A 22,926-nucleotide genomic window follows, 5' to 3' on the forward strand; every position below is an offset into this window, starting at 1 on the left:
AATTGTCTCCTTTCGTTGTTTAGTACGAGCAGAGACATCGGATATTAATGACTCTGTTCGCTTTAATTAATACTAGTTGTGCACGTTCGCGGGTTTGAATCGTCCATATTTCTATGATTTTAATTTAAAAGCGTTGCAAAGGTAAATAAAATAGTTGGATTGCCCGTTGATAATCAACTGGCTTAACATAGATTAAGCGTCATCGTAACCATCTTTTTTGTACCTTTGCGCCCGAAAATCAGAGTGATAATTTAAATATTGAAATATTATGAGTAAGAAAGCCCTTTTAATGATCCTCGACGGTTGGGGACTAGGTGACCAAAAGAAAGACGACGTAATCTTCAACACTCCCACTCCTTATTGGGATTATCTGATGAACACTTATCCTCACTCTCAGCTCCAGGCAAGCGGTGAAAATGTAGGTTTGCCCGACGGACAGATGGGTAACTCAGAGGTAGGACACTTGAATATCGGTGCAGGACGCGTAGTTTATCAGGACTTGGTGAAAATCAACCGTGCGTGCGCTGACAATAGTATTCTGAAAAATCCGGAAATCATTTCGGCTTTCTCTTATGCAAAGGAAAACGGAAAGAATGTGCATTTCATGGGACTGACTTCCAACGGTGGCGTACATAGCTCACTGGTTCATCTTTTCAAGCTTTGCGATATCGCTAAGGAATATAATATCGACAATACATTCATCCATTGCTTCATGGACGGTCGTGATACGGACCCGAAGAGCGGTAAGGGATTTATTGAGGAACTGTCTGCTCATTGTGAGAAATCGGCAGGAAAGATCGCTTCCATCATCGGCCGTTATTACGCAATGGACCGTGACAAACGTTGGGAACGTGTAAAAGAAGCATACGATCTGTTGGTGAACGGTGAAGGAAAGAAGGCAACCGATATGGTTCAGGCAATGCAGGAATCTTACGATGAAGGTGTGACGGACGAATTTATCAAGCCGATTGTAAATGCCAATGTCGACGGAACAATCAAAGAAGGTGACGTGGTAATCTTCTTCAACTATCGTAACGACCGTGCCAAAGAGCTGACCGTTGTGTTGACTCAGCAGGATATGCCGGAAGCAGGCATGCACACCATTCCGGGATTGCAATATTACTGTATGACTCCGTATGACGCTTCTTTCAAAGGTGTACATATCCTGTTCGACAAAGAAAATGTGGCTAACACTTTGGGTGAGTATCTTTCTGCTAAGGGTATGAGCCAGCTTCATATCGCTGAGACGGAAAAGTATGCTCACGTGACGTTCTTCTTCAACGGTGGACGTGAAACTCCGTTTGACAAGGAAGACCGTATCCTCGTTCCGTCTCCGAAAGTAGCTACTTACGACTTGAAACCGGAAATGAGCGCTTACGAAGTAAAAGATAAACTGGTGGCTGCTATCAACGAAAACAAATATGATTTCATCGTAGTGAACTTCGCCAACGGTGATATGGTAGGCCATACGGGTATTTACGAAGCTATCGAGAAAGCTGTTGTTGCTGTAGACGCTTGTGTGAAAGATGTGATCGAAGCTGCTAAAGCACAGGATTACGAAGCAATCATCATTGCCGATCATGGTAATGCTGACCACGCTTTGAATGAGGACGGTACTCCAAACACGGCTCACTCTCTGAATCCCGTTCCTTGTGTTTACGTGACAGAGAATAAGGCTGCGAAAGTAGAGAACGGCCGTCTGGCTGATGTCGCTCCGACTATCCTGAAGATTATGGGATTGGAAGTTCCGGCTGAGATGGACGGTAGCGTGTTGATTAAGTAATTTAGATTTTTATAATTGGGAGGGCGGGGTAGAACTCCGCCTTTTTTGTCTGATATAAATATTGCAAATGATACAGATTGATGATGTAGTTGTATCGCTGGATGTGCTTCGGGAAAAGTTCCTTTGTAATCTGGACGCTTGTAAAGGTGAATGTTGCATTGAGGGAGATGCAGGGGCACCTGTAGAGTTGGAGGAAGTGGAGAAACTGGAAGAAGTGTTGCCGGTTATTTGGGATGAGCTGGCACCCGAAGCCCGTGCGATAATCGAAAAGCAAGGAGTGGTATATACGGATGAGGAAGGAGATCTGGTGACCTCTATTGTTAATAATAAAGACTGTGTCTTTACTTGTTATGATGAGAAGGGATGTTGCTACTGCGCTATTGAAAAAGCCTATCGTGAAGGAAAAACAGATTTCTATAAACCGGTATCCTGCCATCTTTATCCTATCCGTATCGGAGATTACGGACCTTACAAGGCTGTCAATTATCATCGTTGGGATGTATGCAAGGCGGCAGTGTTGCTAGGTAAAAAGGAAAACCTCCCGGTTTATCGGTTCCTGAAAGAGCCTTTGATCCGTAAGTTCGGGGAGGAATGGTATAAAGAACTGGAAATAGCGGTTGAGGAACTGAAAAAACAACATCTTCTCTGATTCTCGGTTCCACGGGATAGTAAGATGAAAAGAAAAACGCCTGCTGTGAGATTACTCTCCGGCAGGCGTTTCCTCGTTGTAAGATGTGAGGTTGGTTTATAAAAACGTAATATGACAACTATGCATCGATATTTGCATACGTTGCGTTCTCTTCAATAAATTCGCGGCGCGGACCTACGTCTTCACCCATCAGCATGGAGAAGATATAATCGGCTTCCGCTGCATTATCTATATTTACTTGCTTCAGCATACGGTTTTCGGGGTCCATAGTCGTACTCCATAGCTGTTCCGCATTCATCTCACCCAAACCTTTGTATCGTTGGATGTGTACGGCGCTTTCGGAACCACCGCCGTAAGTGTCGATGAAATTTTGAAGCTGCGCGTCTGTCCAGCAATATTCTTTTACCTTGCCTTTCGTACAAAGGTAGAGCGGAGGAGTAGCAATGTACAGGTATCCGTTCTGAATGATTTGAGGCATATAGCGGAAGAAGAAAGTCATGATCAATGTGTCGATGTGAGAACCATCGACGTCGGCATCGGTCATGATGATAATCTTGTGATAACGCAGCTTTTCGATATTTGCTTCTTTGCTGTCATCTTCCGTTCCGATTGTCACCCCTAATGCGGTATATATATTACGGATTTCCTCGCTTTCCAAAGCTTTGTGGTACATGGCTTTCTCCACATTCAGAATCTTACCGCGTAACGGGAGGATGGCTTGGAACATACGGTTACGGCCTTGTTTGGCAGTACCGCCTGCCGAATCTCCCTCGACAAGGAACAGTTCGCATTTAGACGGATCTTTGTCCGAACAGTCGGCCAGTTTGCCCGGCAGACCGCCTCCGGACATCGGAGACTTGCGTTGTACCATTTCACGGGCTTTTCTTGCAGCGTGACGGGCGGTAGCGGCTAAAATCACCTTGTCAACAATTGTTTTGGCCTCTTTCGGATGTTCTTCCAAATAGTAGGATAACACTTCACCTACCGCTTGGTCTACAGCACCCATTACTTCGTTGTTACCCAACTTCGTCTTGGTCTGTCCCTCAAATTGAGGTTCGGCTACTTTTACAGAAATAACAGCGGTCAAGCCTTCGCGGAAGTCATCTCCCGAGATTTCCACCTTCACCTTTTCCAGCATTTTGCTGTCTTCGGCGTATTTCTTCAATGTACGGGTTAATGCGCGGCGGAAACCGGCCAGGTGCGTACCACCTTCGATGGTGTTGATATTATTAACGTATGAGTGAACGTTTTCGGAGAATCCGGTATTGTACATGATAGCCACTTCAATAGGAATTCCCTGCTTCTCTGAATTGAGATAAATAACGTCGTTTATCAAGTGTTCGCGAGAAGACTCGATGAAGCGTACAAACTCTCTCAGACCTTCTTCCGAATAGAATTGCTCGCTTTTGAAGCTGCCGTCTTCATTTACCACGCGGCGGTCGGTCAGTGAGATGCGTAGTCCTGCATTCAAGTAGGCCAATTCGCGCAGACGTGAAGCCAATATTTTGTAGTCATACACCGTTTCCGTGAAAATGCTGCCATCCGGCCAGAATTGTTGGCGGGTACCGGTAATGTCGGAAGTGCCGACTTCTTTTACAGAATAAAGTGGTTTACCTATTTCATACTCCTGCTGGTAAATCTTACCACCCCGGAATACTTGAGTAGTCATGTGTGTGGACAATGCGTTCACACAAGACATACCTACACCGTGCAGACCTCCGGATACTTTGTAGGAACCTTTATCGAACTTACCTCCGGCATGCAGTACGGTCATGGCTACTTCCAATGCCGACTTCTTTTCTTTCTCGTGATAGTCTACCGGAATACCGCGTCCGTTGTCCTGTACTGTGATTGAGTTGTCTTCGTTGATTGTCACCTCTATGTGCGTACAGTATCCTGCCAACGCTTCGTCGATGGAGTTATCGACAATTTCGTATACTAAGTGGTGAAGTCCCTTTACGCTGATGTCACCGATGTACATCGCAGGGCGTTTTCTTACTGCTTCGAGACCTTCCAATACCTGGATACTATCCGCAGAATAAGACCCGTTATTGGGAGTGATTTGTTCTTCGCTCATAATTGCCTTTCTAACTTTAATAACAGAGCAAATATAGTGAAATTTGTCGACTTGACGAAGAATAAACCGTGAAAAATTAAGAATGGAGGAGGATTCTCCGTTTTCTTGGGTGAACTGGTATATAGGTAATTATAAACAAGAAAGGCCGAACTTAAAAGTTCAGCCTGGTGCTATATAGAATTATTGAATTCTTCTTATTAAGCGAGCTTGTTGATGTAAATAGCCAACTTAGATTTCAGATTGTTAGCTTTGTTTTTGTGAATCACATTTGTCTTAGCCAACTTATCCAACATCTTTGTAATGCCCGGATACATTGCAACTGCTTCTGCTTTGTCAGTAGTTGCGCGAAGCTTTCTAACAGCGTTTCTCATGGTCTTGCCATAATATCTGTTGTGAAGTCTTCTAGTCTCTTCTTGTCTGATTCTTTTCAGTGATGATTTATGATTTGCCATCTCGACTAATCTGTTTTTTTTAGTTCGTTTATTCTTTTAACTTGTAGCCCGTGGGGGAATCGAACCCCCCTTTCAAGAATGAAAATCTTGCGTCCTAACCGATAGACGAACGGGCCATTCTGTGTTGCATTTCTGCTTTTGCTTTCTCGAATCTGTGTTTGTTTCTCGATTGCGGATGCAAAGGTAGGAACTTTTTTGAAACTGACAAACAATTTGCTGAAAAAAATAGCATAAATTTTCCGGTTGTCTTCTTTTGTCTTTCTTTTCTTTCTGATATTCAATTAATTATACTTCTCTGTTTCTCGTGAAAAAACTTCATTTTTCCTTTTGCCAATATCGGATGTACTTTTGCCTATACCTTATTATATATAAAGGGCGCTCTTTTCCTCTTCCTTCTCTCTGCGAACGGAATCGCTTATTTTCTTTTATTCGGCAGTCAACGGGATTCTTATTTAGAAGATTTTTTGTAGTTTTGTTCCGGAATGGAAATTTGTGATTGGTTATGCTGCAAAAAACGAAAGGAATCGTTCTTCATACATTAAAGTATAATGATACTTCTATCATTGTAGATATATATACGGAGCTTTCCGGCAGGGCTTCTTTTCTTGTGGCAGTTCCCCGTTCACGAAAAGCAGCGGTGAAATCCGTTCTTTTCCAGCCGTTGTCTTTTATTGAATTTGAGGCGGATTACAGACCGAATGCGACTCTTTATCGGGTGAAAGAGGCGAAATCCTTTTATCCTTTTTCTTCCATTCCCTATGATCCTTATAAATCTGCGATGGCACTTTTTCTATCGGAATTCCTTTATCGGGCTATTCGGGAGGAGGCTGAGAACCGTCCGTTGTTTGCTTATTTGCAGCATTCCATCATTTGGCTGGATGAGTGCAGGGAAGGATTCTCTAATTTCCATCTTGTTTTTCTAATGCGTCTTTCCCGTTTTTGGGCCTTTATCCCAATCTGGAAGACTATCATGCCGGTGATTACTTCGATTTGCTGAATGCTTGTTTTACTTCTACTCGTCCCCAACTGCATTCATCCTATATCAATCCTGAAGATGCGGGACGTCTTCGGCAATTGATGCGTATGAATTATGAGACTATGCATCTTTTCGGTATGAGTCGTGCCGAACGTACTCGTTGTCTGACGACTATCAATGATTATTATAGTCTGCATTTGCCGGACTTCCCGGTATTGAAATCATTAGAAGTGTTGAAAGAACTGTTTGATTAGCTCCTTTCGGCTGATAGGCACTGATTTAGTAGATGAAAGAAGTAGGGATACAATGTGTTTATTCCCTGCATTGTTCATATTGGATACCGGTATAGATGATTTGTCATGGCTGTGGTGACTTCTTCCCACGGCTGTGACGAGATCCTACCACAACCATGACGAGATCTCGTCACGGCCGTGACGAATTAACTATGTCGGTGTTTTAACAGAACAATGTCGGTAGTTTTATAAACTTATGCCAGTGCTTTGATAGATGAATGCCGGTACTTGAAGGATGATGAGAGACGTTTTGAGGAAATGATGAGAGATACTGGGAGAAATGATGAGAGATAACTCATCGTGAGTTATCTCTCATAAAGTATATTGCTGATATTTAATCTTTTATCTCTGATTTATGAGAGATGAGAGATCGAAAGTAAAAAAAACTTCTCAGTAGAGAGTGGGTGAATTATCCCAAAAGCTCTTTTACTTTTGCTGAGATGGCACGGCCTTCGGCAAGTCCTGCCAATTTCTTGGAAGCTACTCCCATTACTTTACCCATGTCTTTTCCGCTGGTGGCACCCACTTCGGCAATGATTTCCTTTAATGCCGCTTCCAGTTCTTCGGCAGACATTTGTTTCGGCAGATACTTCTCCATAACGGCTACCTGTCCTAGCTCTGCGTCAGCCAAGTCCTGACGGCCTTGTCCGATATAGATCTCGGCAGAGTCCTTTCCTTGTTTTACGAGTTTCTGGATGATTTTAAGTGCCGCGTCATCTGTCAGTGTATCGTTAGCTCCCGGAGCAGTCTTTGCTTCAAGGAAAAACTTCTTAACGTTTCTCAAAGTCTCTAAGGCTACTTTGTCCTTTGCCTTCATTGCGTTTTTTATGTCTTCGCTGACTTTATCAAATAAATCCATACTATTATAATTAAAAATTAAAGATTAAAAATTATAACTGAAGCCTGATTCTGCGAGTTTATAATCTTCGTTTTTAGTTCTTTGTTTAGAACGTAATCACGCCATTCTCGTCTGTTGCTTCTTCCGTTGTGACTTCTTCCTCCAAAGCGGCTTTGGTCCGTATCTTGGTGAGGGTTGTCTTATCGCGCATATATGTGGGAGAATCTTCTACCATAGCGATGATGTCGTCGTTGTCCAGATCTTCCATATTGAAGAGGTAGATGTGACGACGTTTGCGCAGACTCTTGCTTCCGATATTGCTGGCGCTTTCTCCGTATGCTTTGCGGATGCGTTCTTTGTTTTTCTCTTTTTCTTCTTCCAGTTGCAGTTGGCGTTCCTCTTCTTCCTGGCTGCGCGCAGCGTGCAGGCTGTCCATGCCGGGAACATCCTCTACTCCGAATCCGGTTGCAAGTACGGTAATCTTCACTTTTGTTTCCAAAGAGTTGTCGATGGCAACACCCCAGATAACCTCCACGCCTTCGCGGAACTTACTCATGAATTCATGTATCTCGTTCATCTCTTCCATCATCAATTCGGATGACGGACAGAAAGAAACGTTCAACATCACTTTTTTGGCGTTGAAGATATCGTTGTTGTTAAGTAGCGGAGAATGCAGCGCATCATCGATTGCTTTGGTTACCCGATTTTCTCCTTCACCGAATCCGGTACTCATGATGGCTACTCCACCATCTTTCAAGATAGTCTTCACATCGGCAAAGTCCAGGTTGACCGTACCGCGCATGGTGATAATCTCGGCAATACTTTTGGCAGCGATGGAGAGTGTATCATCGGCCTTGCCGAATGCATTCATAAAGGTAAGGTCGGCATATATTTCGCGCAAGCGTTCGTTGTTGATAACCAATAAAGCGTCAACGTGTTGAGCGATACGTTCCACGCCGTCCAACGCTTGGATAATTTTCTTTTCCCCTTCGAAGATAAAGGGGATGGTAACGATACCGACTGTCAGAATATCCATCTCCTTTGCGATGCGGGCAATGACAGGGGCTGCGCCGGTTCCTGTTCCACCACCCATTCCGGCAGTGATGAATACCATCTTGGTGCCGTCGTTCAGTTGGTTTCTAATGTCTTCTATACTTTCTTCGGCGGCATCGCGTGCCCGTTCGGGACGGTTGCCGGCCCCAAGACCTTGTGTGATGCTACGGCCCAGTTGCAGTTTCACCGGAACCGGTGATTCGGCCAATGCCTGGTTGTCCGTGTTGCAAAGAACGAACGTTACATCATGAATACCTTCCCGGTACATGTGGTTTACAGCGTTGCCACCACCACCACCTACGCCAATCACTTTGATGATCTTCGGTGAATCTGTCGGGAAATCGAATTGTACTATCTCGTCCATAATCTTATGCTAATTACTAGTTACTATTTACAAATTACAAGCTATGTCTCCGGAAGTTATTTCATTTCATCATCTTCATTGAAGATGTTGGTCATTTCCTCAATCGTTTTCTTCATTTTTGTTGTGAACCAACCGGGCTTAGCTTCTTTTTTCCGCCTTTCTTTCTCCTCCTTTTCTTTCTGTTTGCGAAGTTTCTCGGCTTCTTTGGCAGCCAGTTTGGCTTCTCGTTCCTCTTCCTCTTTCTTGAGTCGGGCGATGCGGGCCTGTTCTTTCAAATCTTGGTCGTTTTCGAACATATCGGCTGTCTTGAGAACTTCCGCTTCCGGTTTAGGAGTGGCCGGAGCAGGTTGAGAAACAGTTTCTATCAGGCAGCAATTCTGGTTCCCTTCAAACAGAAGTCCGAATAACGTATTCTGCGAGCCGTCTTTTTTCAGGATATCACTAGGGGCATGAACGGTATTGCGTGGAAGTCTTGCCATTCTGATTTTCTCTATTTTGCTACGTTTGCGCAACATCTCTTCCAGGTTCTTTAGGTTGGTAGCTCCTCCTGTCATGATAATTCCTGCCAGCAGTTTGTCGTCAAAGCCGGAGAGTTGTATCTGATTCCATACATTGGCGATGATTTCTTCGGCACGGGCTTCGATGATATTGTTGAGGTCGGCTACTTTAATGATACGGCTGTCATCGTCCAGTTTGCAAGTAGCCTCTTCTTGTTCGGGCTCTTCTTCATAAAGAGCGTCACCGTAGGTTTTCTTCAAACGTTCTGCTTCTTCCTCTTCCATCTGCAAGGTGGTGATGTCTCGTGTGATACTGTTACCTCCTAGTGGCAGCACAGTCAGGAAGCGGAGGATATTGTTTTTGTAAACGGAGATGGTAGTCGTATCTGCACCGAAGTCGACCAAAGCGCAGCCCGAACGGCGTTCGCTTTCTGTCAATACCGCGTTGGCTGTCACGAGCGGGGCAATCAGTTGTTCGGCTATATCTATTTTTGCCTGTTGGAAGCAATGCTCCAAATTCTTCCGCACGGAAGCACGGGCGACAATATTGAGGAAACGGCCTTCGATATGGCTTCCTACCAGACCCACCGGATTGGCTTGCAGGTTATTTCCCACTTTATATTCCTGTGGCGCTACGTCCAGTATGTCCATATCTACCACCGGGATGGCGATGTTCTCGTCGCCGATAGCACTGACAAGTTCCTCCGATATGATGGCTTCTTCTTCCAGATCGCGGCTTACCACGTTGCGTACTGTGCGAAGTGATTGACCGCCAATACCTACATATACTTTAGCAATTGAGTTTTTCAACTCACCTTCCAGTCTGTTGATGATAGAAGTCAGACTTTGTGCCGTCTTGTCCAGGTTAAAGATAACTCCTTTACGGATGAACGTAGAAGAGTCTTCCTGTGCATACGCCAGTATCTGCATACTTCCGTCACTGTTCTTTCTTCCGGCCACACCGGTTATCTTCGATGAACCAAGTTCAATAGCGGCGATAAATTCTGTTGTTGCCATCTCTTTATTTACTATTTAATTGTTTACAGTTTACTATTTGGAGAGATCTGTCACTTATATCTCATCACTTATCACTCATCGTTCTCTTTTCGTACAGATAATCTGATTGCTGAATTCAAGGTTGATGCGTGAATATTTGTTCCAGCCTACCTTATTGAGCCCTTTCTTATAGAATTCTTTCAGGCGTGCCAGTTTGTCTTCAAAGTCATCCAGTTTGCCGAGATAGACAAGGTGGTCTCCCACACGTGGCACTAATTCGATATTGCGGTCGGGCAATACATGAATCTGTTCTATCTGCGCATCCCAGAACTTATTGTTATGCAAAAATACACCAAACTTATATAAATCCTTCATTGCAAACGACTTTTCTACGTTTCCGGTGACAATTACCCGGTGAGCGACGCATTTTGCATCGGGAGGCATGACGGTTCCTTTGTTGTCAAGGTAGTAATTCTCACCGTTGGCGCTCATTACCCGTAAGATGGGAATGCGTTGTGTCACTTCCACGCAGACTTTGCCGCTAGGAGTCTTGTAGCATTCTGCTTCGTCAATCAACGGGTGTTTACTCAGTTCCCGTTCCAGTGACTTGGTAGAGATGCGTCCCATCTTTTTCCCGATGGGGTAGATGCCTTTTTTCTGAAGGATACCTTTCAGTTCGTCTTTAGTGATGAAACCGGCATAAGCGGTATCCTTGATAACTAATTCCATGTCACGGCAGGTCTGGTCGGCAGGCTTGCGGTTGAAGGCGCTGACAGCTACGACCAGGTAGGCTATGAGCACCAACATGACGATGGACAAAAGGATTCTCTTTACCATAAATTATTAATCATTCTTCCTTTCCAGTATTTTCTTTATCTCGGGGACATAGTTGTCTATATCTCCTGCTCCCAAAGTTATTAATACTTCAATGTTTTTATCTTTCAGAATGTTCAGTATATCTTCCTTTTTGCACATACTTTTTTCGATACCGGGACGGAGATTGTCGTAAATCAGCCGGCTGGTAACTCCCGGAATCGGGGCTTCGCGTGCCGGATAGATATCTACCAGAATCACTTCGTCAAGCAGCGACAGGCTGTCGGCAAAGTCTTGATAGAAATCGCGCGTACGGGTATAAAGGTGTGGCTGGAAGATAGCTGTGATTTTCTTGTCTTTGTAAAGCTCCCGCATCGACAGTACACTCTGCTTGATTTCTGAAGGGTGATGGGCATAGTCGCTCAGGAAGACTATCCGGTCGTTCTTGATCTTAAAGTCGAACCGGCGGTCTACTCCCCGAAAACTAGCCATGCCTCTTTTAATCTCTTCATCGGTTACTCCGTTCAGGTGTGCCAATGCCATAGCGGCTACGCCATTTTCTATGTTGATACTCACGGGCACTCCGAGTTGGATATCATTGATACGGGTATCCGGCGCCACAAAGTCTATAAATATCTCTCCGTTTCCGATGCGGATATTCTCTGCATGGAAGTCGCCCTCGTCACGTGAATAGGTGTAAACGCGTACACCGGGTTGCACTTTGGGCTGTAGTGAGATGCCTTTGCGGATGATCAATGCGCCGCCCGGCTGGATGAGGGTTGTGTAATGTTCGAAACTTTCCAGATAAGCTGCTTCTGTTCCGTAAATATCCAAGTGATCCGGATCGGTAGCTGTAATGACAGACATAAACGGGGACAGCCAATGGAAGGAACGGTCGAATTCGTCGGCTTCGATTACCGTGTAAGGGCTTTTCTGTGAAAGCAAGAGGTTTGTTCCGTAATTTTTCGAGATTCCTCCGAGAAAGGCGGTACATTCTACGTGTGACTGATGGAGCAGATGTGCCGTCATGGTGGATGTAGTGGTCTTTCCATGAGTACCGGCTACACACAAGCCTTTGCTCGAATGTGTAATCGTTCCCAATACTTGAGCGCGTTTTTGTATCTCGAATCCGTTGTTGCGGAAGTAAACCAGTTCTTCGTGTTCCTGTGGGACGGCGGGGGTGAATACGACGAGCGTACTTTCTTTGTCTTTACAAGCTTCCGGAATCAAATCCACATTTTCTTCGTAATGTATCTGCGCGCCTTCGGCAATCAGAGCTTCAGTCAATGGAGTGGGAGTACGGTCATATCCGGCTACTACCTTGCCTTTGAAGAGGAAGTAGCGTACAAGGGCACTCATACCGATACCGCCGGCACCTACGAAATAAACTGATTTTATAGTTTCGATATTCATTTCTTCTATCTTTAGTATTTGTATGAATCGATTAGTTCTTTGCTTCCGCCAGTTTTATCACTTCCTGCGCGATGATTTTCGCAGAATCGGGTAAAGCCAGCTTGGCTATATTCTCGCTTAATTCTTTTAATCTCCGCTCATCATTGACGGTGGTTAAAGCAACATCTACCAATGTCTTTTCCGCTTCGCTGTCTTTGACGTAGATAGCTGCCTGTTTGTCTACCAGTGCTAGGGCATTCTTAGTCTGATGGTCTTCGGCCACATTGGGGGAAGGTACCAGAATGACAGGTTTATGCAATAGGCAGAATTCAGAGATGGAGCCTGCTCCTGCACGGGAGATAACAAGGTCGGCCGCTGAATAGGCAGCAGCCATATCTTTGATAAAATCCGTTACATATAGATTGGGAAGTGCGCCTGCCGCTTTCACAGCTTCTGTCACTTGCGGATAGTAAAATTTACCGGTTTGCCAGATAAATTGTATGTTTCCGTTTTCTTTGATTGTCGCTAATCCGGCAGTCAGCGTGTTATTGATGGTGCGCGCTCCCAAGCTGCCACCTACGATAAGAATCGTTTTTTTGTCCGGTTGCAGATGGAAAGAACGTAGTGCGTCCTCTTTGGACGGCATATCTTTTGTCAGGTTCTGACGTACCGGATTTCCCGTCATGATAATCTTATCGGCAGGGAAGAATTTCTCCATACCGTCATAAGCTACACAGATTCTCCGGGCTTTCTGTGCCAATAGTTTATTGGTGACTCCGGCATACGAGTTCTGCTCCTGTATCAAGGTAGGCACTCCCATCATTCCAGCGGTCTTCAACGTGGGACCACTGGCGTAACCGCCTACGCCTACCGCTACTTGCGGACGGAAGTTCTTGATGATACTGCGCGCCTTCCATTGGCTGCGTATCAGTTTGATGATTACCGATACATTCTTCCATAAATGCTTGCGGTCGAAACCGGCTATCGGAAGACCGATGATTTGATAGCCCGCATCGGGAACCCGTTGCATTTCCATACGACCTTCCGCTCCTACAAAGAGGATTTTGGCGTCAGGGCGTAACTCTATTATCGCGTTTGCAATAGAGACGGCGGGAAAGATGTGCCCTCCCGTACCTCCACCGCTAATAATAATTCTAAGTTCTTTTTCCGTCATAGTTCTTTTCTCCTATCCGTTTCGTGCTACTGACCGTTCATTGCTTGTCACTCTCATCCTCGAATTTTGCATCGCTGTTCAAAATCTGTGCAGTTGGCTCGGCAGCAGTCTGAGCTTCCGAATTGGCGGCCGCATCTGTCGCGATCTGCAACTGAATCTGCGCATCGTGCGCTTTCTGTTCTTCCAGATGAGCGGTATATCGGCTGACGCTTAATATCATTCCGATGTAAGCACAATTAATCAATGTACTTGTTCCTCCTTTGCTGACTAGAGGTAGCGGTTGTCCTGTGACGGGGAATAGTCCGACGGCAACCATCATGTTCAGTATTGCCTGCGATACCAACAACAAGGCAATCCCCATCACAAGGAAGGCGGGAAAAGTCCTTTCGCATTTCTGGGCGATTCGTCCGGCCCGCATCAGCAAGCATAGATAGAGGAATACCACGAATATCCCCCCTATCAATCCCATCTCTTCGATCACAATGGCGAAGATAAAGTCGGAGAAGGCTTGACTGAGGAAATCGCGTTGTATTGAGTTGCCCGGACCTTTGCCGACTACATTGCTGGTAGCAATGGCGATTCGGGCGTGTGCTATCTGTGCGTCTTTATCAATATCGAACTTGGCGGCAGGTACCTCTTTATTTTCGAAGAAGCCGGAAACACGGTTCTGCCAGGTCTCGAAACGGTGAAGTCCCGGCGTATTGTGCAGTGTCTTTCCGGGAATGGCCATTAGTATTCCCACAGCCACTATGCCTACAAGTGCCATTAGCCCCAGCATACCGAACAGTTTCTTGGAAGATACCCGCCCGATGAACATCATCATACATACAACTCCGAATAGCAGCATGGCTGTTGAAAGGTTTTCCGGTGCAATAAGCAGAAAGACCAGTCCGGTAAGAATCATAATGTATTTGAAGGCTTTCGGGTTGGCTCCGTATTCGTCCTGTTTCTTGGACAAGATAAATGAGACGGCAATGATAACCGCCATTTTTGCCAACTCCGACGGTTGGAACTGTAATCCCATAAAGGTCATCCAACGCGCAGCTCCGTTGACACGGTCGCCTGTAATGATACCCATCAGGGTGACAAATGCCAACAGTACCAGAGAAATCGGATACAGGAAGACCGGAAATACCTGAAACCATTTGTAGGGTATGTTGTGTAGAATTACCACTACTACTGCACCCACCATCAGAATAACAGAGTGCTGTGTAATCGGTCCCCAATGGTCGCCACTTTTATAGGTCAGTGTCGACGCTGCCGAGAACACCTCGATTATCGAGATGAGGCAGAGACAAAGGAAAATAATCCAGATTACCTTGTCGCCTTTGAATATGTTCTTTAATAAATCCAATCTTGCAGAAATTAAAAATTATAAATTAAAAATTAAAGGGCACGGACGCATTCTTTAAATTGCTCGCCACGATCCTCGTAACTCTTGAAGAGGTCGAAAGAAGCGCAGCAAGGACTTAATAATACGGTTTCACCTTTCTTCGCCAATTTATAGGCGGCTTCTACGGCGTCTTTCATGCCGGTTTGCACGTCTGCTACGGGCAAACCGAAACGGTCGAAGAAATCATGCAGTTTCTCGTTGTGAAGTCCCATATATACAAGAGCCGAGCACTTTTCGCGTACCAGGTCTTCAATTTCCGTATAGTCGTTTCCTTTATCTTTTCCACCGAGAATCAATACTGTTTTGGTAGTCATGCTTTGCAGGGCATACCAACACGAATTGACGTTTGTCGCTTTGGAGTCGTTGATGAAATCAATTCCACGGACACGTGCCACTTTCTCCAACCGGTGTTCCACGCCCTTGAAGTCGGAGAGGGCCTTGCGTATGTTCTCTTTGGTGATACCTGCCAGATTGGCTGAGATACCGGCTGCCAAAGAATTGTACAGGTTATGCTGGCCTGTCAAAGCCAATTCCTCCTGTTCCATATTGAAAGCAATCGGCTCGTTGATTTTCACTTCGTGATCTTCTACGTATGCAATCGCTCCGTCTTCCTTTACGGCTGCGAAAGGGTAGAGGTGTGCTTTCAGACCATGCTTTGCCAATTCGCGTTTAATGATAGGGTCGTCGTTCCAGAAGATAAAAGCGTCGTCCGGAGTTTGATTCTGGGTGATACGGAATTTGGCATCGATGTAATTCTGCATACAATGATCGTAGCGGTCCAGATGGTCCGGAGTAATATTCATCAATACGGCTATATTTGCACGGAAGTTATACATATTATCCAACTGGAAAGAACTCAGTTCGATAATATAATAGTCATGGTGGTCTTCGGCTACCTGCAAAGCCAGGCTCTTGCCGATATTGCCTGCCAAACCTACGTTCATACCTGCACTCTTGAAAATATGGTAGATGAGGGAAGTCGTAGTCGTCTTCCCGTTCGAACCGGTGATACAGATCATTTTGGCGTTCGTGTAACGTCCGGCAAACTCAATCTCTGATATAACCGGCGTTCCTTGAGCTTTCAGTTTCAGAATGAGGGGAGCGTCATTCGGAATACCCGGACTTTTGATTACTTCGTCGGCATTCAGAATGAGTTCTTCGGTATGGCGGCCTTCTTCCCAGTCAATGTGGTGGCTGTCGAGAAGTTCCTTATACTTGTCCTTGATGGCGGACATATCCGAAACAAACGTCTCAAATCCTTTGACTTTAGCGAGTACGGCTGCACCTGCACCGCTTTCGCCAGCTCCTAAAATTACTATTCTTTTCATTTACACTAATGTGCTCTTGTCTCCAATATGCTGAATTGCCTATTAGTTGTGCACATCCTTTAAAAGTTAATAATCGGGTTAATACTCTCTGATTCTTTATTGTTAATTCACGCCTCAGTTATCTTCAGCGTTTACCTTATTTTCAGCGTTATAATCGTTATGGCTGCCAGCACGATGGTCACAATCCAAAAACGGACAGTAATTTTTGATTCGTGGAACAGTTGGTCGGGCTTGGTGAACTTCACCGTACATCCCGGTTCTATCAAATTCATGGAAGTGCGGAAATGATCGTGAATCGGCGTCCGTTTGAACAGCCGTTGTTTCACTCCTTTTCGTTTTCCGGCTTTATAGTAAGCCCGTTGGAGAATGACCGATAGATTTTCTACGAGGAATACACCGCAGAGAATCGGTATCAGCAATTCTTTATGGATGATGATGGCGAATACGGCAATGATTCCGCCAATCGTCAGACTGCCGGTATCTCCCATGAATACTTGTGCCGGATAGGCATTGTACCAGAGGAAGCCGATCAATGCACCGATAAAGGCGCAGATGTAAATTACGAGTTCTTCCGATCCCGGGATGTACATAATGTTCAGATAGCCGGCAAACTCAATGTGTGATGATACGTAAGCCAATATCCCTAGCGTAGCTCCGATGATGGCGGAATTGCCCGCCGCCATTCCGTCCATGCCGTCATTCAGGTTGGCTCCGTTGGATACGGCGGTAACGACAAAGATGGTGATGATAACGAACAGTACCCATCCGGCCGCTTGTGCGTGATCGCCCATGAAAGCTACCAGATCTGCATAGTCAAGGTTGTTGCTCTTAAAGAAAGGAATGGTCGTCTGGGTAGATTTCAAGTCATTTGTTCCGTGTACCACTTCCATCTCCTGTCCCGGATTGTGTATCTCGATGTTTTCGCGAATGACCACGTCCGGACTTAAATATAAAGTAAGTCCGACAATCAGTCCCAGACCTACTTGCCCGATGATCTTGAACTTGCCATGCAGTCCTTCTTTATCTTTCTTGAAAATCTTGATGTAGTCGTCGGCAAAACCGAGTGATCCCAGCCATACGGTGGTGATCAACATAAGTATCATATATATATTATGCAACTTGCCTAAAAGCAGGCAAGGAATCAGGATGGCGGTAATGATGATGACGCCTCCCATACTTGGTACGCCTACTTTGTTGACGCCGAACGGGTCGATTTTCGCATCCCGTTGTGTCTCCGTGATTTGTTTCTTCTTGAGCAGGTTGATAAACTTATCTCCCCAGATACTCGAAATAAGTAGGGCGAGGATAACTGCCATCAGTGCACGGAATGAGGTATATCCAAACATTCCCGCTCCGGGAAAATTGAGCTTATGCAGCCATTCAAACAAATAATATAACATTTCTTCAGTGGTTGGTGTCTAATCGTTCAACATTCTCTTCACTTCTTCTTTGTCATCGAAGTGATGTTTTACTCCTTTTATCTCTTGGTAATTCTCGTGCCCTTTTCCGGCAATGAGTATTACGTCTCCTTTCTCAGCCAGCATACAGGCCGTACGGATGGCTTCCTTGCGGTCGGCGATGCTTAATGTTTTTCTCATGTCTTCTGCATCCAGTCCGGCCAACATATCGTTGATGATGTCTTGCGGCTCTTCAAAACGTGGATTGTCCGAAGTGATGATAACACGGTCGCTGGCTTTGGCGGCTTCCTTTGCCATGATGGGGCGCTTGCCTTTGTCACGGTTGCCACCCGCACCTACTACGGTGATTACTTTTCCTTTCCCTTCCAATACCCCATGTATGGCATTCAGCACATTAGTAAGGGCGTCCGGAGTATGGGCGTAGTCGACAATTGCGGTAACTCCGTCTTTTGAACGCACAGCGTCGAAACGTCCTGCAACCGGATGCAGTGTGCTAAGGGCAACCAACACATCTTCTTCTTTTTTTCCGAGCAGGACAGCGGCACCGAATACCGCTAATAAGTTGGAAGCGTTGAACTTGCCGATAAACTGAACTGCCAGCTCGTGATTGTTGAAATCAAGTAGCATTCCTTCAAAATGGGATTCCAACACCCGTCCTTTGAAGTCACTGAGACTTCTCAGCGAATAAGTATAGACTTTGGAACGTGTGTTTTGCGTCATTACCAGTCCGTTCTTGTCATCGAGATTGGTCAGACTGAACGCATTCTTCGGCAGGTCATCGAAGAACTTTTTCTTAGCTTTCAGATAATTCTCTACTGTCTTATGATAGTCCAGATGGTCACGGGTGAGATTGGTGAAGATACCTCCGGCGAATTTTAATCCGCTGATACGCTTCTGTGCGATCGAATGGGAACTGACTTCCATAAAGGCGTATTTACATCCTTCGTCTGCCATCCGTCCCAATAAACGGTTCAGCGTGATAGGGTCAGGTGTGGTGTGCTCCGTTGGAATCGGCTCGTCATCGATATAATTGCAGACTGTAGAGATAAGTCCTACTTTATATCCGAAATAGCGGAAGGTATTATATAATAAGGTAGCGATGGTCGTTTTTCCATTTGTTCCGGTGACACCGACCAACTCCAGTTTGGAAGTCGGATCTCCATAGAAGGTAGTGGCAATCTTACCTACCGCGTCCTCGCTGTCTTTTACTTGTATATAGGTAATTCCCTCCACCGGTTTTTCGGGCATATCCTCGCAGAGGATAGCGGTGGCGCCTTTACTGATGGCGGCGGGTATATAGGCATGGCCGTCGGCTTGCGTACCGCGCATAGCCATGAACAGTTGTCCGGCTTCTACCAAACGGGAATCTATGTTGATTCCGGCAATTTCTATATTTGAATCTCCGGCTATCTGTACCGGTTGGATTGCTTTCAGTAGCTCATTTAATAACATTACTCTATTTGTTTTTAATCATTCACTATTTTAGCGTAAGCGTCACTGTCTGTCCTTTTCTAACAATGCTTCCGTTGGCTATCGACTGACTTTTTACCTTGCCCACTCCGACAAGATGCACTTTCAACCCTTTACTTTCCAGCAGGTATACAGCGTCTTTAGCTCCCATACCTATGACACTCGGTACAAAATTCTGCATATTGCTCCGACTTTCCAGCACTACGGCTTGTGGAGCCAGGTGGGTATTTCCCCACACTTCTTTTCCTGCGTCGGCTATTTTACCTTGCACCTGAATATTCAGTTCTTCCAATACCCGCTGAGCTTCCCTCATCTCTCCGGCTTTTACGTTCGGAATGACTACGGAATTCGTATCAATCGCATTGGTGAGCGGCAAACGTAAGTCTTTGGCGTATACTCTTTCGGCAATCCTGCTGAATACGCTACCTGCCATCAAACCTCCTGAGGCTGGTAGTCCCGGTTTCTGAATGGAAACAATCATGCTATATTTAGGATCCTCTGACGGGAAATAACCGCAGAAACTGACTAGATAATTCGTTCTCCCCGTCTTGTATCCGGCTGCTCCCTGTGAGATTTGCGCTGTCCCCGTTTTTCCCGAAACATGGAACTGTTTGCTTCCTGCCGGTTTGGCAAGTCCTTCACCTACTACTTTACGCAATATCATCTGTATGTCTGCCAATGTCTTGTCCGAACATATCTTCGGATTGATAACTTCGGTCGGATATTCTTTTACTATCTCTCCGTCTTTTATCGCTGCTTTTACGAACTTGGGACGCACCATTACGCCTTTGTTGGCTATTGCATTGTAAAAAGTAACGATGTTCATCGGTGGTACTTGTGTCTCGTAACCGATACTCATCCATGGCAACGCGGTCTTTGAAAAATAACTTCTCTCTTTGGGGCCCCGAATGTTCGGCTTCCCTTCTCCGGCTATCTGCAGATGGAGAGGTTGGTCAATACTCATCCGTTTTAGTCCGTCGACAAACTTCTGCGGATTGCTTCCGTAGAAGTGGTCTATGATATACGATGTACCCACGTTGGAAGACACTCCTAATATCTCGGTGACAGTTAGTTTGCCGTATCCTCCGCGATGCCAGTTGTGGTCCTTCATCACGCGACCATGCATCGGCATTTGCCCGTTGCCTGTATCCACTACGTAGTCGGGAGTGATTTTTCCATCTTCAAGAGCTACCATAATGGAGGCCGTCTTGAAGGTAGAACCGGGCTCAAGCATATCGCTGATGGCGTTATTGCGCATTTCGTAATATTCTCCGTCCTTGCCCTGCATCATATTGACGATTGCTTTTACTTCTCCCGTAGCCACTTCCATCAGAACGACTACACCAACACTTGCATTCAACTCTTTTAGCTTGTCTACCAATGCCTTTTCGCAAATATCCTGCATACCCACATCAATAGTAGTGAGGAGGTCGCAACCGTCAACCGGTGGTACGTCTACTATATTCAGGTATTTATTCATCACTTTCTGGCGATGTGTCAGTCCGTTCCGCCCTTTCAAGATGGTGTCAAAAGCCAACTCTATGCCATTTCTGGCTCCTTTTGCCGTATCGGCATAAACATCTCCCAACGTACGTGCTGCCAACGAGCCAAACGGTTTTTTCCTCTGATTGTAGGCTAACTCCTTGAATCCTCCTTTGTATCGGTTCAGGCAGAACACAGGCAATCTCTTTACCTCTTTATATTGTATATAGGAGATGCGTTTCGGGTAAATCAGATAGTTACGGCTCTTAGCCTGGCGCCCTTTTTTAAGATGTGCCTTGAATTGAGCGACACTCTTATCCGGGAAAATCTTGTTCAGTCCGATGCAGATTGAATCCATGTTGGCATTAAGAATGGAGTCGCGTCTGGCCTGATCTTTCTTTCTTCGTTTTTCGTCCTTCTCACCGGACATAAAGTCCATATATATCCTGTATTCGGGTAAGGAACTGGCCATTAGTTTACCGTCGGAGGAAATAATGTTTCCACGATTAGGCTTCACCGTTACGTTCTCTTTCACGAAACGATCGGCTACGTCCTGCCAATACTGACGCTCGGCAAACATAGTGATTCCTGCCTTTACGACAATTGCTACACCTATCAACGCCATCACGAGGATGACGAAGAAATAGCGGGTCATTATATTCTTTTTATTAACTGCCACAGTGCTTGTCTTTTAAAACTCCCAGATCTCCACCTATTTAATAAGGTAAGGAGGGTTGGTGGATGTCTGCAAATCACTCTCCTTACTAGAAATATAGTCTTCGATACGTGACTGGCGGCTCTTCTCCATCAGTTCCGAGCTACGTGTCAGCGCATCGTATTTTATATCTATCAGTTCCTTTTTTAACCGGTCTATCTCGATCTGCTGTTGCTGACTGGCATAGCGGTTATGGATGTAGAAGATGATGAATACCATGATCAGTACCAGCAACTTCGTCTGACGGCGGAAAAAGTCGGTAGCCAGAATGTCCCCACCCAGAATACTTTTTAGTGAGGTGCGTTTTTTCTTTTTTCCCTCTTCTGTTTTCTTATTTACTACTTCCTCTTCCATTTCTCTTTATTTCTTTTCTGCAATTCGTAATTTAGCACTTCTTGAACGCGGATTCCTTTCTATTTCCGTTTCGTCGGGAACAATCACTTTGTTGTTGACAAGGCGGAAGGGGGTATTCAGATTCCCGAAGAAATCGCTTTCTGCTTTTCCCTCTACATTTCCGGTTTTCATAATGTTTTTCACCATGCGGTCCTCCAGTGAGTGATAGGTGATCACTACTAGTCTGCCACCCGGTTTCAATGCTTCTGTTGCTGCCAGTAACATTTCTTTCAATGCTTCCATCTCTTGGTTTACTTCAATCCGCAGTGCTTGGAATACCTTTGCCAATTCCTTCTTTTCCCTTTCGCGACCAAAAAGTGGCTTGATGACTTCCAAAAACTCTCCGATGGTACGGATAGCCTGCCCGTTCCGTGCTTTGACAATCACAGACGCGAGTTTACGGCTATTTTTTAATTCTCCATAGAGATAGAAAATGTTGGCGAGGCGTTCCTCTTCGTAAGTGTTTACGATATCGGCTGCCGTAAGTCCTGCACGTTTATTCATGCGCATATCCAGATCTCCGTCGAAACGGAAAGAGAAACCGCGTTCACTGTCATCAAAATGATGGGAAGACACACCTAGATCAGCTAAAATCGCATCTACTTGCTCTATATCGTGATAGCGCAGGAAATTGTGCAGGTAACGGAAGTTGCTGCGTACGAAAATAAAGTGGGGATCATCAACGATATTCCGTTCGGCGTCTTCATCTTGGTCAAATCCTAAAAGTCGTCCGCCTTCCCCGAGCCGTGAAAGAATCTCTCGCGAATGTCCTGCTCCACCGAAGGTAACGTCTACATACGTTCCGTCAGGGCGGATGTTCATCCCGTCAACGCTTTCTTTCAGCAGCACAGGTACATGATATGTCAGTTCATCTTTCTCCATCTTGTTTGTTTTCATCGTTCATAATTTCTTCTAATGCCGCTCCGAACTCTTCGGGTGACATAAACGGCTGTTCTGCCCGCTCCTTCGACCAGATCTCTATCTTGTTGTCGATGCCGATGAAGCGTATATCCCCATGTATATTGCAGATCTGTAAATACCGCTTGGGGATTAATATGCGTCCGTTGCTGTCCGGTGTCACCACCTCAACGTCGCTCACAAACTGTCTGAAAATGAGTTGATGCTTATTGTTCCACTTGTTAAGTCTGCTGCGAAGTTCGTTCAACTCCTCGTTCCACACGCCCTCTGGGTATAGAGTCAGGCAGTCTTGAAATACGTCTTTGCGCATAATAAGCCTTTCTTCAGAAGCAGCTTGTAATTGCTTCCTGAAGATAGCGGGAATGAACACTCTTCCTTTAGTGTCTGCTTTGGCTTCAATATTACCTAAAAAACGTATCATTACCTTATTATAATAAGAGACCGTAAAAGTA

At 45.4% G+C, this 22,926-nt stretch carries 18 protein-coding genes, 1 tRNA gene and 1 pseudogene; 3 read left to right on the forward strand and 17 right to left on the reverse strand.

Going from position 1 to position 22,926, the window contains the following annotated elements:
* Positions 1 to 268 precede the first annotated feature (268 nt).
* Complete coding sequence (gene gpmI / locus BACFIN_RS04720; RefSeq protein ID WP_007756490.1) at positions 269 to 1,783, forward strand: 2,3-bisphosphoglycerate-independent phosphoglycerate mutase; 1,515 nt, start codon at positions 269 to 271, stop codon at positions 1,781 to 1,783.
* 67 nt (positions 1,784 to 1,850) lie between these two features.
* Positions 1,851 to 2,432, forward strand: coding sequence for a DUF3109 family protein (locus BACFIN_RS04715; RefSeq protein ID WP_007756492.1), 582 nt, complete (start codon positions 1,851 to 1,853; stop codon positions 2,430 to 2,432).
* 118 nt (positions 2,433 to 2,550) lie between these two features.
* Here the strand turns inward: BACFIN_RS04715 and gyrB are convergent, their stop codons facing one another.
* From gyrB to BACFIN_RS04700, 3 genes are all read right to left on the reverse strand, one after another.
* Complete coding sequence (gene gyrB / locus BACFIN_RS04710; protein WP_007756494.1) at positions 2,551 to 4,509, reverse strand: DNA topoisomerase (ATP-hydrolyzing) subunit B; 1,959 nt, start codon at positions 4,507 to 4,509, stop codon at positions 2,551 to 2,553.
* A gap of 197 nt (positions 4,510 to 4,706) precedes the next feature.
* On the reverse strand, positions 4,707 to 4,961 hold the full coding sequence (gene rpsT / locus BACFIN_RS04705; protein WP_007756504.1) for a 30S ribosomal protein S20: 255 nt from the start codon (positions 4,959 to 4,961) through the stop codon (positions 4,707 to 4,709).
* A gap of 44 nt (positions 4,962 to 5,005) precedes the next feature.
* Positions 5,006 to 5,077, reverse strand: a tRNA-Glu gene (locus BACFIN_RS04700).
* 386 nt (positions 5,078 to 5,463) lie between these two features.
* Here BACFIN_RS04700 and recO point away from each other — a divergent pair.
* Positions 5,464 to 6,191 (forward strand): annotated as a pseudogene (gene recO / locus BACFIN_RS20965) (DNA repair protein RecO).
* Positions 6,192 to 6,639: 448 nt separating this feature from the next.
* Here the strand turns inward: recO and BACFIN_RS04695 are convergent.
* From BACFIN_RS04695 to mraZ, 14 genes are all read right to left on the reverse strand, one after another.
* Positions 6,640 to 7,089 carry a GatB/YqeY domain-containing protein gene (locus tag BACFIN_RS04695; RefSeq protein WP_007756512.1) on the reverse strand — a complete coding sequence of 150 codons (450 nt, stop codon included), beginning with the start codon at positions 7,087 to 7,089 and terminating at the stop codon, positions 6,640 to 6,642.
* A gap of 85 nt (positions 7,090 to 7,174) precedes the next feature.
* Positions 7,175 to 8,485 (reverse strand): cell division protein FtsZ, encoded by a 1,311-nt coding sequence (gene ftsZ, locus BACFIN_RS04690; protein WP_007756514.1) that lies wholly within the window; start codon positions 8,483 to 8,485, stop codon positions 7,175 to 7,177.
* Between the two features lie 56 nt (positions 8,486 to 8,541).
* Positions 8,542 to 9,999, reverse strand: coding sequence for a cell division protein FtsA (gene ftsA, locus BACFIN_RS04685; RefSeq protein WP_007756517.1), 1,458 nt, complete (start codon positions 9,997 to 9,999; stop codon positions 8,542 to 8,544).
* A gap of 75 nt (positions 10,000 to 10,074) precedes the next feature.
* Complete coding sequence (locus tag BACFIN_RS04680; RefSeq protein ID WP_007756519.1) at positions 10,075 to 10,815, reverse strand: cell division protein FtsQ/DivIB; 741 nt, start codon at positions 10,813 to 10,815, stop codon at positions 10,075 to 10,077.
* 6 nt (positions 10,816 to 10,821) lie between these two features.
* The gene (gene murC / locus BACFIN_RS04675; protein ID WP_007756520.1) at positions 10,822 to 12,204 is read right to left on the reverse strand and encodes a UDP-N-acetylmuramate--L-alanine ligase; all 1,383 of its coding nucleotides are present in this window, start codon (positions 12,202 to 12,204) and stop codon (positions 10,822 to 10,824) included.
* Positions 12,205 to 12,235: 31 nt separating this feature from the next.
* On the reverse strand, positions 12,236 to 13,357 hold the full coding sequence (gene murG, locus BACFIN_RS04670; RefSeq protein ID WP_007756521.1) for an undecaprenyldiphospho-muramoylpentapeptide beta-N-acetylglucosaminyltransferase: 1,122 nt from the start codon (positions 13,355 to 13,357) through the stop codon (positions 12,236 to 12,238).
* Positions 13,358 to 13,394: 37 nt separating this feature from the next.
* Entirely contained in the window at positions 13,395 to 14,711 is a 1,317-nt protein-coding gene (locus tag BACFIN_RS04665; RefSeq protein WP_007756527.1) for an FtsW/RodA/SpoVE family cell cycle protein, read from the reverse strand.
* Positions 14,712 to 14,743: 32 nt separating this feature from the next.
* Positions 14,744 to 16,078 carry a UDP-N-acetylmuramoyl-L-alanine--D-glutamate ligase gene (gene murD / locus BACFIN_RS04660; protein ID WP_007756529.1) on the reverse strand — a complete coding sequence of 445 codons (1,335 nt, stop codon included), beginning with the start codon at positions 16,076 to 16,078 and terminating at the stop codon, positions 14,744 to 14,746.
* Between the two features lie 131 nt (positions 16,079 to 16,209).
* Complete coding sequence (gene mraY, locus BACFIN_RS04655) at positions 16,210 to 17,478, reverse strand: phospho-N-acetylmuramoyl-pentapeptide-transferase (protein WP_007756530.1); 1,269 nt, start codon at positions 17,476 to 17,478, stop codon at positions 16,210 to 16,212.
* An 18-nt stretch (positions 17,479 to 17,496) separates the two neighbouring features.
* Positions 17,497 to 18,948: a UDP-N-acetylmuramoyl-L-alanyl-D-glutamate--2,6-diaminopimelate ligase gene (locus BACFIN_RS04650; RefSeq protein WP_007756532.1), complete on the reverse strand. Its 1,452-nt coding sequence runs from the start codon at positions 18,946 to 18,948 to the stop codon at positions 17,497 to 17,499.
* Between the two features lie 25 nt (positions 18,949 to 18,973).
* Complete coding sequence (locus BACFIN_RS04645) at positions 18,974 to 21,103, reverse strand: penicillin-binding protein (RefSeq protein WP_032839844.1); 2,130 nt, start codon at positions 21,101 to 21,103, stop codon at positions 18,974 to 18,976.
* Positions 21,104 to 21,160: 57 nt separating this feature from the next.
* Complete coding sequence (locus tag BACFIN_RS04640) at positions 21,161 to 21,517, reverse strand: FtsL-like putative cell division protein (protein WP_007756538.1); 357 nt, start codon at positions 21,515 to 21,517, stop codon at positions 21,161 to 21,163.
* Positions 21,518 to 21,523: 6 nt separating this feature from the next.
* A complete protein-coding gene (rsmH, locus tag BACFIN_RS04635; RefSeq protein ID WP_022276268.1) occupies positions 21,524 to 22,438 on the reverse strand; it encodes a 16S rRNA (cytosine(1402)-N(4))-methyltransferase RsmH in 915 nt (304 codons plus the stop codon).
* Positions 22,425 to 22,895, reverse strand: coding sequence for a division/cell wall cluster transcriptional repressor MraZ (mraZ, locus tag BACFIN_RS04630; RefSeq protein ID WP_007756540.1), 471 nt, complete (start codon positions 22,893 to 22,895; stop codon positions 22,425 to 22,427). Before mraZ ends, rsmH begins: the two co-directional genes overlap by 14 nt.
* Between the last annotated feature and the right edge of the window lie 31 nt (positions 22,896 to 22,926).

The organism is Bacteroides finegoldii DSM 17565 (assembly GCF_000156195.1).
In the GTDB taxonomy this organism is placed as follows: domain Bacteria; phylum Bacteroidota; class Bacteroidia; order Bacteroidales; family Bacteroidaceae; genus Bacteroides; species Bacteroides finegoldii.